The sequence below is a fragment of the Bacillus sp. AC266 genome, assembly GCF_979253805.1.
Genome location: NZ_CEEDEC010000002.1, coordinates 920,195 through 935,879 on the forward strand (window position 1 = coordinate 920,195; position 15,685 = coordinate 935,879).

15 protein-coding genes are annotated in these 15,685 nt (G+C 36.2%); 10 read left to right on the forward strand and 5 right to left on the reverse strand.

From position 1 onward, the window contains the following. Positions 1–7: 7 nt before the first annotated feature. On the reverse strand, positions 8–973 hold the full coding sequence (locus AC0IXC_RS12455; RefSeq protein ID WP_471652926.1) for a WXG100 family type VII secretion target: 966 nt from the start codon (positions 971–973) through the stop codon (positions 8–10). Between the two features lie 329 nt (positions 974–1,302). Beyond that, positions 1,303–1,695, reverse strand: coding sequence for a hypothetical protein (locus AC0IXC_RS12460; protein WP_012261596.1), 393 nt, complete (start codon positions 1,693–1,695; stop codon positions 1,303–1,305). A 100-nt stretch (positions 1,696–1,795) separates the two neighbouring features. Between AC0IXC_RS12460 and AC0IXC_RS12465 the strand changes: the two genes are divergently transcribed. Continuing rightward, complete coding sequence (locus AC0IXC_RS12465; protein ID WP_193651960.1) at positions 1,796–2,227, forward strand: YoqO family protein; 432 nt, start codon at positions 1,796–1,798, stop codon at positions 2,225–2,227. A 15-nt stretch (positions 2,228–2,242) separates the two neighbouring features. Beyond that, complete coding sequence (locus AC0IXC_RS12470; protein WP_429690132.1) at positions 2,243–2,611, forward strand: YoqO family protein; 369 nt, start codon at positions 2,243–2,245, stop codon at positions 2,609–2,611. A gap of 32 nt (positions 2,612–2,643) precedes the next feature. Here AC0IXC_RS12470 and AC0IXC_RS12475 read toward each other — a convergent pair whose 3' ends face one another. The 3 genes from AC0IXC_RS12475 to AC0IXC_RS12485 form a co-directional block, all read right to left on the reverse strand. Further along, entirely contained in the window at positions 2,644–3,168 is a 525-nt protein-coding gene (locus AC0IXC_RS12475; RefSeq protein ID WP_326996568.1) for a DinB family protein, read from the reverse strand. A gap of 84 nt (positions 3,169–3,252) precedes the next feature. Then, a complete protein-coding gene (locus AC0IXC_RS12480; RefSeq protein ID WP_193651957.1) occupies positions 3,253–4,323 on the reverse strand; it encodes a M24 family metallopeptidase in 1,071 nt (356 codons plus the stop codon). Positions 4,324–4,691: 368 nt separating this feature from the next. Then, positions 4,692–6,401, reverse strand: coding sequence for an Rqc2 family fibronectin-binding protein (locus tag AC0IXC_RS12485; protein ID WP_471652927.1), 1,710 nt, complete (start codon positions 6,399–6,401; stop codon positions 4,692–4,694). Positions 6,402–6,506: 105 nt separating this feature from the next. On the opposite strand from AC0IXC_RS12485, the gene AC0IXC_RS12490 reads away from it, so the two are divergent. The 8 genes from AC0IXC_RS12490 (at position 6,507) to def (ending at position 15,669) form a co-directional block, all read left to right on the forward strand. Further along, positions 6,507–9,230, forward strand: a complete 2,724-nt coding sequence (locus AC0IXC_RS12490; RefSeq protein WP_002033778.1) for a calcium-translocating P-type ATPase, SERCA-type — start codon at positions 6,507–6,509, stop codon at positions 9,228–9,230. 99 nt (positions 9,231–9,329) lie between these two features. Further along, positions 9,330–10,205 carry a YicC/YloC family endoribonuclease gene (locus AC0IXC_RS12495; RefSeq protein WP_002088227.1) on the forward strand — a complete coding sequence of 292 codons (876 nt, stop codon included), beginning with the start codon at positions 9,330–9,332 and terminating at the stop codon, positions 10,203–10,205. 67 nt (positions 10,206–10,272) lie between these two features. After that, positions 10,273–10,536 (forward strand): extracellular matrix/biofilm regulator RemA, encoded by a 264-nt coding sequence (gene remA, locus AC0IXC_RS12500; protein ID WP_001251456.1) that lies wholly within the window; start codon positions 10,273–10,275, stop codon positions 10,534–10,536. Between the two features lie 13 nt (positions 10,537–10,549). Then, positions 10,550–11,167 carry a guanylate kinase gene (gmk, locus tag AC0IXC_RS12505; protein WP_002014492.1) on the forward strand — a complete coding sequence of 206 codons (618 nt, stop codon included), beginning with the start codon at positions 10,550–10,552 and terminating at the stop codon, positions 11,165–11,167. 2 nt (positions 11,168–11,169) lie between these two features. Further along, on the forward strand, positions 11,170–11,382 hold the full coding sequence (rpoZ, locus tag AC0IXC_RS12510) for a DNA-directed RNA polymerase subunit omega (RefSeq protein ID WP_002014493.1): 213 nt from the start codon (positions 11,170–11,172) through the stop codon (positions 11,380–11,382). A gap of 197 nt (positions 11,383–11,579) precedes the next feature. Beyond that, a complete protein-coding gene (coaBC, locus tag AC0IXC_RS12515; RefSeq protein ID WP_002033779.1) occupies positions 11,580–12,785 on the forward strand; it encodes a bifunctional phosphopantothenoylcysteine decarboxylase/phosphopantothenate--cysteine ligase CoaBC in 1,206 nt (401 codons plus the stop codon). Further along, on the forward strand, positions 12,782–15,187 hold the full coding sequence (gene priA, locus AC0IXC_RS12520) for a primosomal protein N' (protein WP_002128835.1): 2,406 nt from the start codon (positions 12,782–12,784) through the stop codon (positions 15,185–15,187). The genes coaBC and priA overlap by 4 nt, the downstream gene beginning before the upstream one ends. An 11-nt stretch (positions 15,188–15,198) precedes the next feature. Then, positions 15,199–15,669: a peptide deformylase gene (gene def / locus AC0IXC_RS12525; RefSeq protein ID WP_002014496.1), complete on the forward strand. Its 471-nt coding sequence runs from the start codon at positions 15,199–15,201 to the stop codon at positions 15,667–15,669. Positions 15,670–15,685 lie beyond the last annotated feature (16 nt).

Below are 15,685 nucleotides of genomic sequence, written 5' to 3' on the forward strand. Positions count from 1 at the left end.
TTACCTCTTACTTTTTTGGAATTTGATTTGGCTTACCCGTCATAACACCATTTTCAATGAATCTCCTGTGGCTCACATCACCATTGGGCTCAACAATCCATTCAAAAACACCTTTATTACCATTGTTACTTCCTGTTATTTGATATAATTCCCTTTTAATACGGTCCCCTCCTACTAGTGGAAACTCCTCCGCAAATCTTGAATAATTATCAATAACATCAGAAAAACCATGTTCCTTTGATACATGAGGGAACTCTTTTTCTATAAAAGGTTTCCCTTTTTCATCTCTTCCCCAAACTGGTTTTACATTATCAACCTTTTTTCCACTTCCAACTCGTTTTCCATCTATAACAGGTCCTTTAAGTTCTTCAATTACTCTAAGATTAGCTCCGCTGTTTGTCCCAGCAGTGACTTTTTTAGCTGTATTTGCAGCCTCAGTAGCCTTAGCAGTCATTTTAACTCCTTTTCCTACTTTAGCTATCTTTCCAAAGGGTGTAAGGCCGGCTACAGCCATGACACCTGCCCCAGCACGCTCCCACCCCGAAAGTTTTTCGCCAGTAGATGGATCAATACCATCCCAAACACGACGAACATCATATTCACCACTTATTTCACCAGCAATATCTCTAGCTAATTTTTTACCATCAAAGCCATTCTCTTCAGAAGAAGGTTTACCACACATTGCACCTTCTTCCATTGTAACATCTTGATTATCTGTATTGCGGAATTTTTCGGCAATTCGTTTCAGATCTTCTTCCACTTGTATAATTGAATTGATAGATGTAAAAGCTTTTGGTCTCGCTTCATTGAACATTTGAATGAACTGTTGATTAGAGGCACCAATCCATTGAAAACACAAATGATCAATTTCTATACATAAATTATTATGTATAGATTCTAATGCGATTCTGGTATTACTTGCACGATTAGCAACTTCTTCTAGCATTTCAGGTGTCACTTTGATTTGAACCATTTCTTTCCTCCCTTTTCCCAATTAAAATTATGAGATAAAAAGAAAAAAATGTAAACACAGAAATTTTAGACTAGTATAGTAATATTTATATAAAATAAAATTTGCTTAATTGTAAATAAAGCCTATGTATATGTGAAAGAAGAGCCGTCCTGTCGGGCGGCTTTTTTTATTTATATGTAATTAAAATTTACTTTTAGATAATGCTTTTAATATAGGTTTAAAGATTTTACTCAATAAACGAAATGCGTGGAAGATTGAACGAATGACTTTCATAAAGGTAGAATCTCTCCTTATTTTAAACACCTACTTTTTGTGTACTAGTTACACTTTTACTGTAGATCAGATATCTTTCTAACTTCTTTTTCCTTCGCTTTAAATTCTCTTTTATATTGCTTGAAATCCTGTTTATCTACTCTGAACGTTTCCCCAGTGGCAACATTTTTTACTAAATATGTTTTAAATGCAAATTCCCTTAATAAAAAATACACCAAAAATAATAGCAAAGATATCCCAAGTGTTGGTAATAGCTCAGTAATGGCGTAAATGAAACTTTGAAAAATACCGCTAATAGCAAGAGGGAGAGAACTTGTAGCGGTTAATGCTAATAAAAAGATAAAAACAATACAAATAATTGTCGTATCTTTTCGAAGAATAAAAAAGGTAATAATAGTGAGTAAACAAAGAATATAGAGAGCATGTAAAAGCGTTAATTCAACTCCCATAACATTCACATCCTTTAGGCATTCGTGTAGTTCATTGTATGAAAGCGGTGAAGGTATGTGAGTATAGGAAAAAGAAAAAAGTGAAATTTCATGTACTGTAATGGTAAGAATAATAAATGGATGTTACAATACAATTAATCCTAAAAATGGAATTAAAGGAGGACTTATGCGCAAAAAAATTGGATTTTGGGGATTCATCATATCTTGTAGTCTATTAATCATTTTAAATCTGTTTACAAGCAATGAATGGATAAGTATCATACCTGTTTTCGGGTTTGTATTTATACTTTTATATAACTGGGATGATATGAAACAATATAGTAAGAAAAGTATCGGAATTATGATAGGTATCACTGTTGTTTGCTCATTTTTCGTAGGGTTTCTTTTAATAGAAGGGCAGAAACAAATGGAGAAAATGTCTATTTTTCAAGAATGGATGTCTTCTGCAAAAGGTCTTTATATTGTACTTGTAGTTGTTATTTTTCTAAGAATTGTTATAAGCATAGCAAGTTACATATTAAAGGAGAAGTAGAATGGGGGAGTACGAATGAGAGAGAAAATAGGGTATTTTGGTGTGCTCGTTTGTTTACTATTATCAGTTATTTCAGGGCAATTTCTTAAAAGTGAATGGGTACCAGTTATATTAAGTATAGGAGTATTGATTTTTGCTCCTATGTATCGCTGGAATGAATGGAAAGCATATAGCCGAAAAAAGAAAATTGTTTTCAGTATCGAGTTTGTTATTATAATTAGCACGATTCCGTTTTTGTTATTGAAAGGAAATGAGATAATAGATGGAATTGTAATGTTTCAAGGGTGGCTATTTATTGCGAAATTGCTATATTTAATATGCATTTTAATATCGGTAGCGGTAGTCGCTAAAAAAGTAAACGAAAAGTTATTCGTTAATGAATAAAAGAAAATGCCACCTTATTCGGTGGCATTTTCTTACTTTACTGAATGAGCTTTTTGCATCTTTTTAATTAAACGAATTTGTCCGCGATGATTGATTTCATCTTCAAATACGTGAAACCATTTAAAGTAGTTATTTGCTGGTTTGTCATGCCAAAAGTCGGTCGTTTTAAATAGCCATTCGTCAGGTAAAGACTGAAATGTTTCGATCGTTTTAGAGCGCACTTCTTGTAACGTATTTATGTAAAATTCTATTGAGTTGCCTTTTATTTTCTCGCGTCCAAGATTTCCTAACTCAACAGCAGGTAACCAACGTTCTAATTCAGCATCTGTTGGTTCACGATCTTCAAAAGTATGAATTTGGTAGTAAAATTCAATAGCAGCCATATGGTACAAAAGCATACCAATTGAATTTGCTTCATCATCATATAAATAATCAAGTTCTTCAATTGTTAAGCCTTCGACAGCCTGCATTGTTGTATAGCGAGCGTAATTCATCATGGAAACAAGTTTTGAAAATTCAGGCTGTAAACCATCTATTTTATCGATTACAAAGTTCAATTAAAATTCCCCCTCTTTAAACAATTACTCCAGAGAAGGAATTCTATGTGTAAAGAAAAACTCCTGTTAAAAAGCACATGATTTTTAACAAGGAATAACTATTAGTTCCCGATTCGCTTTTGTAATAACTTCATATCCGTCTTTTGTAATGACGATATCGTCTTCAATTCTACAACCGCCCCAGTTCGGAATGTAAATACCAGGTTCAACGGTAACAACCATACCTTCTTCTAAAGTAGCCTTACTTTCTTGGGATAGGCGAAGAGGTTCATGTATTTCTAACCCAAGACCATGACCAGTAGAGTGTCCAAAATATTGACCGTATCCATGTTCTATAATGTAATCTCTCGTTATATCATCGATACTTTTCGCAGTTTCTCCAGGCTTAATTGCTTCAGTTCCACGTTTTAATGCTTCTCGTACAACGTTGTATATCTTTTTGAATTCTTCTGATGGTTCCCCGATTGCTACAGTACGTGTTATATCGGAACAATATCCGTCGTAAAGTGCACCGAAATCTAATGTAACAACGTCGCCTCGTTCGATTATTTTATTTGATGCAACTCCATGGGGAAGTGAAGAGCGAACGCCAGAAGCTACAATAATTTGAAATGATGAGGATGTAGCCCCTTTTTTTCGCATGAAAAATTCTAATTCATCTCGGACATCAGTTTCACTTATTCCTGGTTTTAGAAATGTAAGGATGTGGTGAAATGCTTCGTCAGCAATATTAGCTGCAATTTTCATTGTTTCTATTTCAGGTGTGTCTTTAATAATACGAATATCCTCGATGATTTCGCACACTTGCACCATTTCCGCATGTATGTATTTTTGTAAGTTTTTATATTGTTGTAATGTCATGTTATTTTCTTCAATTCCAAGTTTTTGAATGTTTAATTTCGATACTTGATTTGCAACTTCTTTCTCTAAATTTCCTTTATGCATAACAATTTCAGCGTCTTTTATTTGTGATTTCGCTTGATCTACGTAGCGAAAATCGGTTATAAAAACCGCTTTATCCACAGAGATTAAGACGACGCCAGCGCTGCCTGTAAAGCCTGTTGCATATTGGCGATTTTCTTTTTTTGTAATAAGTAATCCGTCAATTTCATATTTTTGTAGTTGATTTTGGATTTTATTAATTCTTAAAGTCATGTTAATTTCCCCCTTTTCACAGTATTGAATAAAGCAAATAGCGTGCCAAAATGTATATTTGAAGAAAAGATAGTAGGAACTACATATATTTTAGGGGAGATAAAAAATTAGCCGGTTATTTGTGGGAGACGGTTTGTTCATAAAATTAGGATTACTTCAATAATCAGTGGGGGGATGAAAAAATATTGATTGGAGGTGCACTTTATATACATACTGTAAAAAAATTTATACAGATGTGAAATGACACTGTCAATTTTTTTGACAATATTGAAGGGAAGAAAGATGTTATGAATGAGTGAATGGATATATGAACTGAATTGAAACCGTATAAAAAATGCGTCGCTTGCAAGCAACGCATTTTTTAATATTTAAGCTTTTAATTTCATTACAGTATCAGCATCCGGTGTTACATATACGGTTTGCTGATTGTCGTACGTAACAAAGCCAAGTTTTGCGCCACTCGGTTTTTTGACATGACGTATTTTCGTGAAATCTACAGGAACAGAACTAGAATCTTTTGCTTTACTGTAATAAGCAGCGATTTTAGCGGCCTCTTGTAAAGTCTCTTCCGTAGGTTCAAGAGAACGAATGACAACGTGGGACCCAGGTATGTCTTTCGTATGTAACCAAATTTCATCACGACGGGAGAATTTCGTTGTTAAATAATCATTTTGCTTATTGTTTTTACCGACGAAAATTTCTGTGCCATCACTAGCTAAATATTTGTCCAATACTGGTTTTGTCGGTTTTTTCTTTGAGTTTTTCTTCTTACGATTACGTACATAACCTTCTTCGGTCAGTTCTTCACGAATCTCTTCAATATCTTTTGAAGAAGCAACCTCCATTTGTTGAAGTAAGCTATCGAAATAAAGAATTTCTTCATTTGTTTTTACGATTTGTTCTTCTACAATAGCAACTGAATTTTTCGCTTTTTGGTACTTTTGGAAATAGCGTTGTGCATTTTCAGATGGTGTTTTTAAAGGATTTAATGTGATTTTTACAGTCCCACCATTTTCGTCGTAATAGTTAACGACTTCTATCTCTTTATCACCTTTTTTCAAAGCGTACATATTGGCTGTAAGTAGCTCTCCAAATAGTTGATATTTATCTGCTTTTCCGGCATCTTGTAATGTTTTTTCTAGTTTAATTAGCTTCTTTTCGTTTTTTGTTTTTTCATTTTGCATAAAGCGTTCTAAATCGTGAGCTTGTTGTTTTACACGATCGCGCTCTGCTTTACCAAAGAAGAAACGATCTAATAATTCACTAACAGATGAAAATGTTTTTTCGTTTCCTTGTAAGTGAGAAAGAGGGAATAGGTAAAAGAACTCTTTTCCATTTGCTGTTATCATTGCTGGCACGTACTGATGTGTTAGCAAAGGTTTTTGCAAGCTGAAGAAAGCTTCAGATAATGCTTTTTCATTTGCCATACCTGCTTTTTTTACAACTTCTTTTGCAAATAATGGGGAAATTCCCATGAATGCTCCGACAAGTTGTTTGTCCATGTTGCCAGATAAAAAGTCTAGCGGTTTAATAAAATCATCTTCTGTTTCGATAAGAAGCGGATTAACTTTATGTTGTGCCGGTGGGGCAACATATTCAGCTCCAGCATATACAGTACGATGTCGGTTTACCGCTAAAGAAACGTGTTTTAAGCTATCTAAAATAACATTTGTTTTCGTATCTACTAAGATAATATTACTGTGTCGTCCCATTATTTCGATTACTAATGTTTTTACTGATTCGTCACCGATTTCATTGCGACTGCGGACTGTAATTTGAATAATACGTTCTAAGTCAATTTGTTCAATTTTTTCAATAAATCCACCTTCTAAATGTTTGCGAAGAAGCATACAAAACATCGGCGGTAGCGCTGGTGAATTGTAGTTTTGATTTGTTAAGTGCATACGCGCATATGTAGGGTGAGATGAAAGAATCAGTTTTTGATTCTTTCCGTTTGCGCGAATATGTAATAAAATCTCGTATTTTGAAGGTTGATATATTTTGGAAATTCTTCCCGTGTAAAGAGAATTTGCAATTTCATGTGTAATCGCTCTTGTAAATAATCCATCGAATGCCATAAATGAACACTCCTTTCTAACTAAAAGTTAATTATAGCATTTTTTTGGACGAGGCTGAATAAGCTTTCATTAGAGTATGTCTGGAATCAGGAGGTCGATGGCAGGATGAATTGGTATGAAATGCGAGCACATGAAGTGGAGGAAAGAACGAATACGAATGTGGAGGTAGGTCTTACAGAGCAAGAAGCAGAGGGCCGATTAAAGAAATTTGGCACAAATGAATTGCAAGAAGCAAAGCGGCCTTCTGCGCTTATGGTGTTTTTAGCGCAATTTAAAGATTTTATGGTACTTGTTTTATTTGGTGCTACAATTATTTCAGCTTTTTTAGGAGAGTATATTGATTCGATTGCAATTGTTGCAATTGTTATTATTAATGGTGTCCTCGGTTTCTTCCAAGAGAGGAAAGCTGAAAAATCGTTGGAAGCTTTAAAAGAATTGGCAGCTCCTCAAGTTACTGTACTAAGAAATGGGAAGTGGATAAAAGCGCCGTCAAAAGCGCTTGTACTAGGTGATATTATTAAATTTTCTAGTGGTGACCGTATTGGCGCGGATGTTCGCCTTGTGGAATCTTCAAGTTTATATATTGAAGAATCGGCTCTTACAGGAGAGTCATTGCCTGTACAAAAGAAGGTAGATGCGTTACAAGGTCAAGATGTTTCAATTGGTGATCAAAAAAACATGGCATTTATGGGGACGATGATAACGAGAGGTGCTGGAACAGGGGTAGTCGTAGCAACTGGAATGAATACAGCTATGGGGCAAATTGCAAATATGTTGCAAAATGCTGAGCAAATGGAAACGCCATTACAAAGAAGATTAGAACAACTTGGAAAAATTTTAATTATTGTTGCTCTTATATTGACGGCTCTTGTTGTACTAGCTGGTGTATATCAAGGGAATGAAGTGTATCACATGTTTTTGGCCGGGGTTTCGCTTGCTGTTGCAGCTATTCCAGAAGGATTGCCAGCTATCGTTACGGTTGCGCTATCACTTGGTGTACAGCGTATGATTAAAAAGAGGGCAATTGTGCGAAAGTTGCCAGCTGTAGAAACGTTAGGCTGTGCTTCTGTTATTTGCTCAGATAAAACAGGAACAATGACACAAAATAAAATGATGGTAACACATATGTGGTCAGGCGGAGAATTGTGGAAAGTAACAGGTCAAGGCTATGAGCCAACAGGTTCGTTTATGAAAGGTGAAGAAGTAATTGACCCTACTAAGACGAAATCACTGTATCAACTACTTACATTTGGCTGTTTATGTAATAATGCGAATGTTATTCAAAAGAAAAAGACGTATGTGTTAGATGGAGATCCAACAGAGGGAGCTCTCGTTGCTGCTGCAATGAAGGCGGGAATATCACGTGAAGCTCTTAAAGGAAAGTTTGAAGTCATTCGTGAATTTCCTTTTGATTCAACTAGAAAAATGATGAGCGTTATCGTTCGTGATCGTGAAGGTAAAAAATTTGTTATTACAAAAGGAGCACCAGATGTTCTTTTGCAGATGAGTCAAACAATTTTGTGGGGAAATAAGCAGCAGCCTTTAAGTGAAATGTATCGAAAAGAAGTGCAGGCAGCGATTCATAGTTTAGGAAGTCAAGCTTTACGAACGATTGCAGTGGCATTTAAACCGTTAAAAGCTACAGATTCAATTGAACATGAAAGAGAAGTCGAGCAGGATTTTATGCTTGTTGGAATACAAGGAATGATAGATCCGCCAAGACTAGAAGTGGCGCAAGCGGTGAAAGAGTGTAAGGAAGCTGGTATTAGAACGGTAATGATTACGGGAGATCATAAAGTGACGGCAATGGCAATTGCGGAACAGCTAGGGGTTTTACCGGCGGGTGGACGCGTTGTTGAAGGTGTAGAACTTGCGAATATGGATGTAGAGGCATTAGAAGATATTGTAGAAGATACGTATGTATTCGCTCGTGTGTCTCCTGAGCATAAATTGAAAATCGTTAAGGCGCTACAAAATAAGGGACATATAGTAGCTATGACAGGTGATGGAGTGAACGATGCTCCAGCTATTAAAACAGCTGATATAGGGATTGCGATGGGAATTACAGGGACAGATGTTGCAAAAGAAGCTTCGTCACTTGTGTTGTTAGATGATAACTTTGCTACGATTAAATCGGCGATTAAAGAAGGTAGAAACATATATGAAAATATTCGGAAGTTTATTCGGTATTTGTTAGCATCTAACGTTGGTGAAATTTTAGTTATGTTATTTGCGATGTTACTTGCACTGCCATTGCCGATGGTTCCAATTCAAATTTTATGGGTGAACTTAGTTACTGACGGTTTACCAGCGATGGCATTAGGTTTGGATAAGGCTGAAGGAGATGTGATGAAGAGAACACCACGCCATCCGAAAGAAGGGGTGTTTGCTAGAGGGCTTGCATGGAAAATTATAAGTCGTGGTTTTCTAATCGGAGCAGTGACATTAGTAGCGTTTATTATTGCATTTAACCAGCATCCGAATGAATTGAAGTATGCACAAACGGTAGCCTTCGCAACATTAGTACTGGCTCAGCTTATTCATGTATTTGATTGTCGTAGTGAACATTCTATATTTCACCGCAACCCGTTTGGAAATATATATTTAGTAGGGGCGGTTATTATTTCTTTACTGTTAATGCTTGTAGTTATATATTATCCACCATTACAGCCGATTTTTAGCACAATGCCGATACAAGCACGAGATTGGTTGTTAATTGGAGGATTATCATCTATTCCGACCTTCTTATTAGTAGGATCCTTATTAACAAGAAAAAAGGAGAAAAAGAAAAAGCCGCTGTTATATAAGAAGGGATTAAACTTGAAATAGTCAATGATATGAAAATATGATATAATTTACAGAAGGTAGTAGAGCCTTGTCTCTATTGCCTTTTTCATTGAGTTATTTCATGGCTTGGATGTGATAAAGATGATTTGTAGTATGACAGGATTTGGAAGATCGAAGGTAGAAAACGATACTTTTCAAATAACAGTAGAAATGAAGTCGGTGAACCATCGTTTTTTAGAAATGAGTATTCGGCTTCCGAAGCAAATGATGGCGTTTGAAGACAAGATTCGTAAAATAATTGCAAAGCAAGTTCGCCGTGGACGTATTGAAGTGTCTATTAGTATAACAGGTGAAGGGCTTGTTGAAAGAAAATTAACTGTGAATTGGGAACTTCTCAAGCAGTACCAATCCATTATGGAAGATATAAAAGGGAAATTTCAATTACAAGATTCTATTACACTCGGGCAACTAATGGGAATGCCAGAAGTAACGGCAGTTGAAGAAATAGAAAATGTAAATGAACAATTTGAAACCGGTTTATATGAAGCTGTTCGCCAAGCTGCTCATATGTTGAAAACGATGAGAGATGGCGAAGGAGAACGATTACATAAAGATATAGCATATCGTTTGCAAGAGATTCATAATTGTGTAAATGCAATTATTCCACATGCACCAATTGTTACACAAAAATATCGTGAACGATTAGAAAATCGCTTAAAAGAATTACATAATCAAGATTTAGATGAACAACGATTGTTGACAGAAGTAGCAATATTTGCAGAGCGTTCAGATATTCACGAAGAATTAGTTCGATTACAAAGTCATTTAGATCAATTTCGTGAAGCACTGCAAATTACAGAGCCTGTTGGAAGGAAAATGGACTTCATCGTGCAAGAGATGCATAGGGAAGTTAATACGATAGGTTCTAAGGCAAATGACTTAACAATTTCAAAATATGTCGTAGAAATGAAAAATAACCTTGAAAAAATTCGTGAACAAGTACAAAATATTGAGTAGCTTTCAAAAAATATATAAAGTTATACGTGGTGGAGAAATCGGATAGACTTACTAGGAGGCGCAAACTATGGCCATGCGGTTTTTAAATATTGGATACGGAAATATTGTATCTGCTCATCGAATTATTGCTATTGTAAGTCCGGAGTCAGCTCCTATTAAACGGACAGTACAGGAAGCGCGTGAACATAATGCTTTGCTTGATGCTACGTATGGGAGAAAAACAAGGGCGGTTATTGTTATGGATGATGGGCATGTAGTATTAAGTCCAATTCAGCCAGAGACGATTGCACATCGTTTGAATAATAAAGAAGATTTAAGTGAGGAAGGGTAGGTTTTACATATTTATGAGAAGTAGAAGAGGATTGCTCATCGTTCTTTCGGGACCTTCTGGTGTCGGGAAAGGAACGGTTCGAAAAGAGCTGTTTAGCCATGAAGACACACGTTTTCAGTACTCTATTTCAGTAACGACACGTAAACCGCGTGAAGGTGAAGTAGATGGTGTGGATTATTTCTTTAAAGAGAGAGAAGAATTTGAAGAAATGATTCGTAATGAAAAGTTACTTGAATGGGCTGAGTTCGTTGGTAATTATTACGGAACACCGATTGATTATGTTGAAAAAACGTTACAAGAAGGAAAAGATGTGTTCTTAGAAATTGAAGTGCAAGGAGCAATTCAAGTTAAGAAAGCCTTCCCAGCAGGTGTATTTATTTTCTTAGCACCTCCAAGTTTATCTGAACTAAAGAACCGAATTGTCGGCCGTGGTACAGAAACTGAAGATGTTATTGAAAATCGTTTAACTGTAGCGAAAGAAGAAATCGAAATGATGGACGCTTATGACTATGTTGTAGAAAACGATCAAGTTGAATTAGCTTGCGACCGAATTAAAGCAATTGTGGTTGGTGAACATTGCCGCCGCGAAAGAGTGGCAAAATACTATAAAGAAATGACGGAGGGTCTATAATTATGTTAAATCCATCAATTGACTCATTATTAACAAAAATCGATTCTAAATATACACTTGTAACAGTAGCTGCAAAGCGTGCACGTGAAATGCAAATTGCTGACAATTGTGTTATTGAAAAGCCTGTTTCTTATAAATGTGTAGGTAAAGCATTAGAAGAAATCGATTTAGAAGTATTAAAATATGTACCAAGCGATGACACAATAATTGATTAAGACATTCTTTTCGACAAATTAAAACATAGACTTTATAATTTTCTATGTAACGGTAACAACCTATTTACAAGTAGGTTGTTATTTTTTTACGATAGGGATGAAAAGGAATCGAAAAAGACGGAACGAAATACTGGTACTGACGAGCTGGAAATTCTATTTCAGTAGAATAAGTTTGAAAAAGAAAGAGGACGAGTCATATGCTAAAAGGGAAAAAGATACTTCTATGTGTAACAGGAGGCATTGCAGTTTTTAAGGCGGCTGCGTTAACAAGTAAATTGACACAAGCTGGCGCTCTTGTAAAAGTAATGATGAGTGAGTCGGCAATGAAGTTTGTTACGCCTCTTACATTTCAAGCACTTTCTCGCCATGATGTATATACGGATACGTTTGATGAGAAAGACTCGGCTGTTATTGCTCATATTGATTTAGCGGATTGGGCAGATGTTGTACTTGTTGCACCTGCTACAGCTAATTGCATTGGAAAGTTAGCTGGCGGTATTGCTGATGATATGATTACAACTACTTTGTTAGCTACTACAGCTCCAGTGTGGATTGCACCTGCTATGAATGTGCATATGTATGAAAATAAAATTGTTCAAAAAAACATGATGACGTTAAAAACATTAGGATATACATTTATTGAGCCTGGGGAAGGTTTTTTAGCATGTGGTTATGTAGCAAAAGGAAGACTGGAAGAACCTGAAGCAATTATTGGACGATTAGAAGAGGCTTTCTCGGAACAACAACCATTGCAAGGAAAACGAATATTAATAACAGCTGGACCGACACGTGAAAAGATTGATCCGGTTCGTTTTATGACGAATTTTTCTTCTGGAAAGATGGGGTATGCGATCGCAGAAGTTGCAGCAAGCTTAGGTGCTGATGTCATACTTGTGTCAGGACCGACAGCATTAGAGTCACCATTACATGTCACAACAATACAAGTAGAATCTGCACAAGATATGTTAGAGGCAGTCCTTCAGCATTATCAGAGTGTGGATGTTGTCATCAAAACAGCAGCCGTTGCAGATTACCGTCCGAAATATGTTCATGATAATAAAATGAAAAAGAAAAATGGCGATGCTGTAATTGAATTAGAAAGAACAGTGGATATTTTAAAAACGTTAGGTGAGAAGAAGGACCGACAGTTACTTATCGGTTTCGCAGCTGAAACGACAAACATAGAGGAATACGCAACGAGAAAATTACGTGAGAAAAATGCAAATATGATTGTTGCGAATGACGTGAAAGCGCAAGGAGCTGGGTTTGGTACGGATACAAATATTGTGACAATGTATAGAAAAGATGGAGAAATCATTGAGCTGCCACTTTTAACGAAGAAAGAAGTGGCTCGTGAAATATTAAAGCAAATAGAAATGATGTTAGAAGATGATTATGTATGAAGTTTGCAAGTGTAATTGTTGATGTACCTGCACGTCAAACAGATCGACCGTTTGATTATATTATCCCTAAAAAATGGGAAGATATCGTGCAAACAGGAATGCGTGTAGTAGTCCCATTCGGTCCGAGGAAATTGCAAGGTTTTATTATTGGCATAAAGGATTCGGTTGAACTAGAAAGTAAAAAGTTAAAAGCGTTGTATGAAATATTAGATGTCACTCCGGTTTTAAATGATGAATTATTAAAACTTGGGTATTGGCTTACAAGTGAAACGTTATGTTATATGATTTCAGCTTTTCAGGTGATGCTTCCGACGGCGATTAAAGCAACATATAAAAAGCGTCTGCAACTTCGTAACCGAGAAGAAGTAGCACCAGAAATTCTTTCTTTATTTCAAGGGAAGGAAACGATAGATTGGGAAGTTATCGAAGCACAGCCGCACCTATATCGCACTATTCAACAAGAAATTAAAAATGGTACGACTGAAGTGGTTTATCAAGTAAAGGATAAAGTGCAGAAGAAGAAACAAAGAGTAGTTCAACCGGAGTTGCCGGCAGATAAATTGGAATTAGCAGCATTTGAACTGAAAAGTAAAAAACAACAAGATGTACTCTATTATTTTGTAGAAAACTACAAAAGTGTACCGTTAAAAAATTTAACAGAAGAATTACAAATAACAGATGCTCCAATAAAAGCACTTGTTAAAAAGGGTCTAATCTCAGAAAAGTATGTAGAGGTATACCGGAGTCCGTATGACGATGATGATTTTGAACAAACGAAACCATTTCCGCTTACTGAGGAACAAAAACAAGTAATTACACCGATTTTGTCATCAATTACAAATGAAACTTACAATCCATTTTTACTATATGGTGTTACAGGAAGTGGTAAGACTGAAGTATATTTACAATCTATAGCAGCGGTGCTCGAGAAAGGAAAAGAAGCAATTGTGCTTGTTCCTGAAATTGCGCTAACGCCCCAGATGGTAGATCGCTTTAAAGGTAGGTTCGGTTCGCAAGTTGCAGTTCTTCACAGTGCGCTTTCTGTTGGCGAGAAATATGATGAATGGCGAAAGATATTAAGAAAAGAAGTGAAAGTTGTAGTTGGTGCGCGTTCAGCTATTTTTGCTCCATTCGAAAATTTAGGAATCATTATTATTGATGAAGAGCATGAATCAAGTTATAAGCAAGAGGATAACCCAAAGTATCATGCAAGAGATGTAGCAGTGTGGAGAGGACAATATCATAAGTGTCCAATCGTTCTCGGAAGTGCAACGCCGACACTTGAATCGTTTGCTAGAGCGAAAAAAGGTGTCTATGGGTTGCTTACAATGGAAAAACGTATGAACAAGCAAGCTTTGCCGACTGTAGAAATTGTTGATATGCGTGAAGAGCTTCGTGATGGAAATCGCTCAATGTTTTCAAAGGCACTGCATGAAAAAATAGCAGATCGATTAGAAAAGAAAGAACAAATGGTTCTCTTTTTAAATAGAAGGGGTCATTCTACGTTTGTGATGTGTCGTGATTGTGGGTATGTCGTACAATGTCCGCATTGTGATATTTCGTTGACATATCACAAAATGAACCATCGTTTAAAGTGTCATTATTGTAGTCATGAGGAAAATATGCCAACGGAGTGTCCTGCTTGTAATAGTACGTATATTCGTTTCTTTGGTACAGGGACGCAAAAGGTTGAAGAAGAAATCACAAAACTATTCCCTGAGGCGCGGGTCATTCGAATGGATGTGGATACAACAAGCCGTAAAGGAATGCATGAAAAATTATTAAAGGCGTTTGGTGAAGAGAAAGCAGATATATTACTTGGAACACAAATGATTGCGAAAGGGCTTGATTTTCCGAAGGTGACGCTTGTTGGCGTTTTAACGGCGGATACGATGCTTCATCTACCTGATTTTCGGGCGAGTGAAAAGACGTATCAGCTATTGACACAAGTAAGTGGACGTGCAGGAAGACATGAATTGCCAGGTGAAGTTGTAATTCAAACGTATACGCCGGAACATTACAGTGTAGAATTAGCAAAGAATCAACAATATGATGTATTTTATGAGCACGAAATGCAAATGAGGCAAATGAGACAATATCCGCCATATTACTACGTTGTACTTGTAACTGTATCTCATCCGGAGTTATTAAAGGCAGTCCAAGTGACGGAAAAAATTGTCGGTCATTTACGAACGCATTGTTCAAGGCAAACAATGGTGTTAGGGCCGGTTGCTTCAGCAATTCCAAGGATAAAAGATAGATATCGTTACCAATGCATGATAAAATACAAACGGGAACCAAACTTAAAGAACGTGCTCAAAATGGTAAATGAACATTATCAAGCAGAAATGCAAAAAGAGCTACAAATCTCAATTGATTTTAATCCAACAATGTTAATGTAGCGGAGGGAAATATGGCAGTTTTAGAAATTGTAAAGCATCCAAATGAAGTGTTAGAAACACCATGCGAAAGAGTAATTAACTTTGATAAAAAGTTAGTGAAATTGTTAAAAGATATGCATGAAACAATGTTAATTGCAGACGGAGTTGGTCTAGCTGCGCCACAAGTGGGTGTAAGCTTACAAGTTGCTGTTGTTGATATAGGTGATGATACGGGTAAAATTGAATTAATTAATCCTGTTATTTTAGAAAAACGTGGTGAACAAGTAGGTCCCGAAGGCTGCTTAAGCTTTCCGGGACTTTATGGTGAAGTGGAGCGTGCAGATTACATTAAAGTACGTGCACAAAATCGTCGCGGTAAAATATTTTTATTAGAAGCGGATGACTTCTTAGCGCGTGCAATTCAGCATGAAATCGATCATTTACACGGTGTTTTATTTACATCTAAAGTGAAAAGGTATTATGAAGCAGGCGAATTAGAATAGGTTTAAAAGGAGCGGT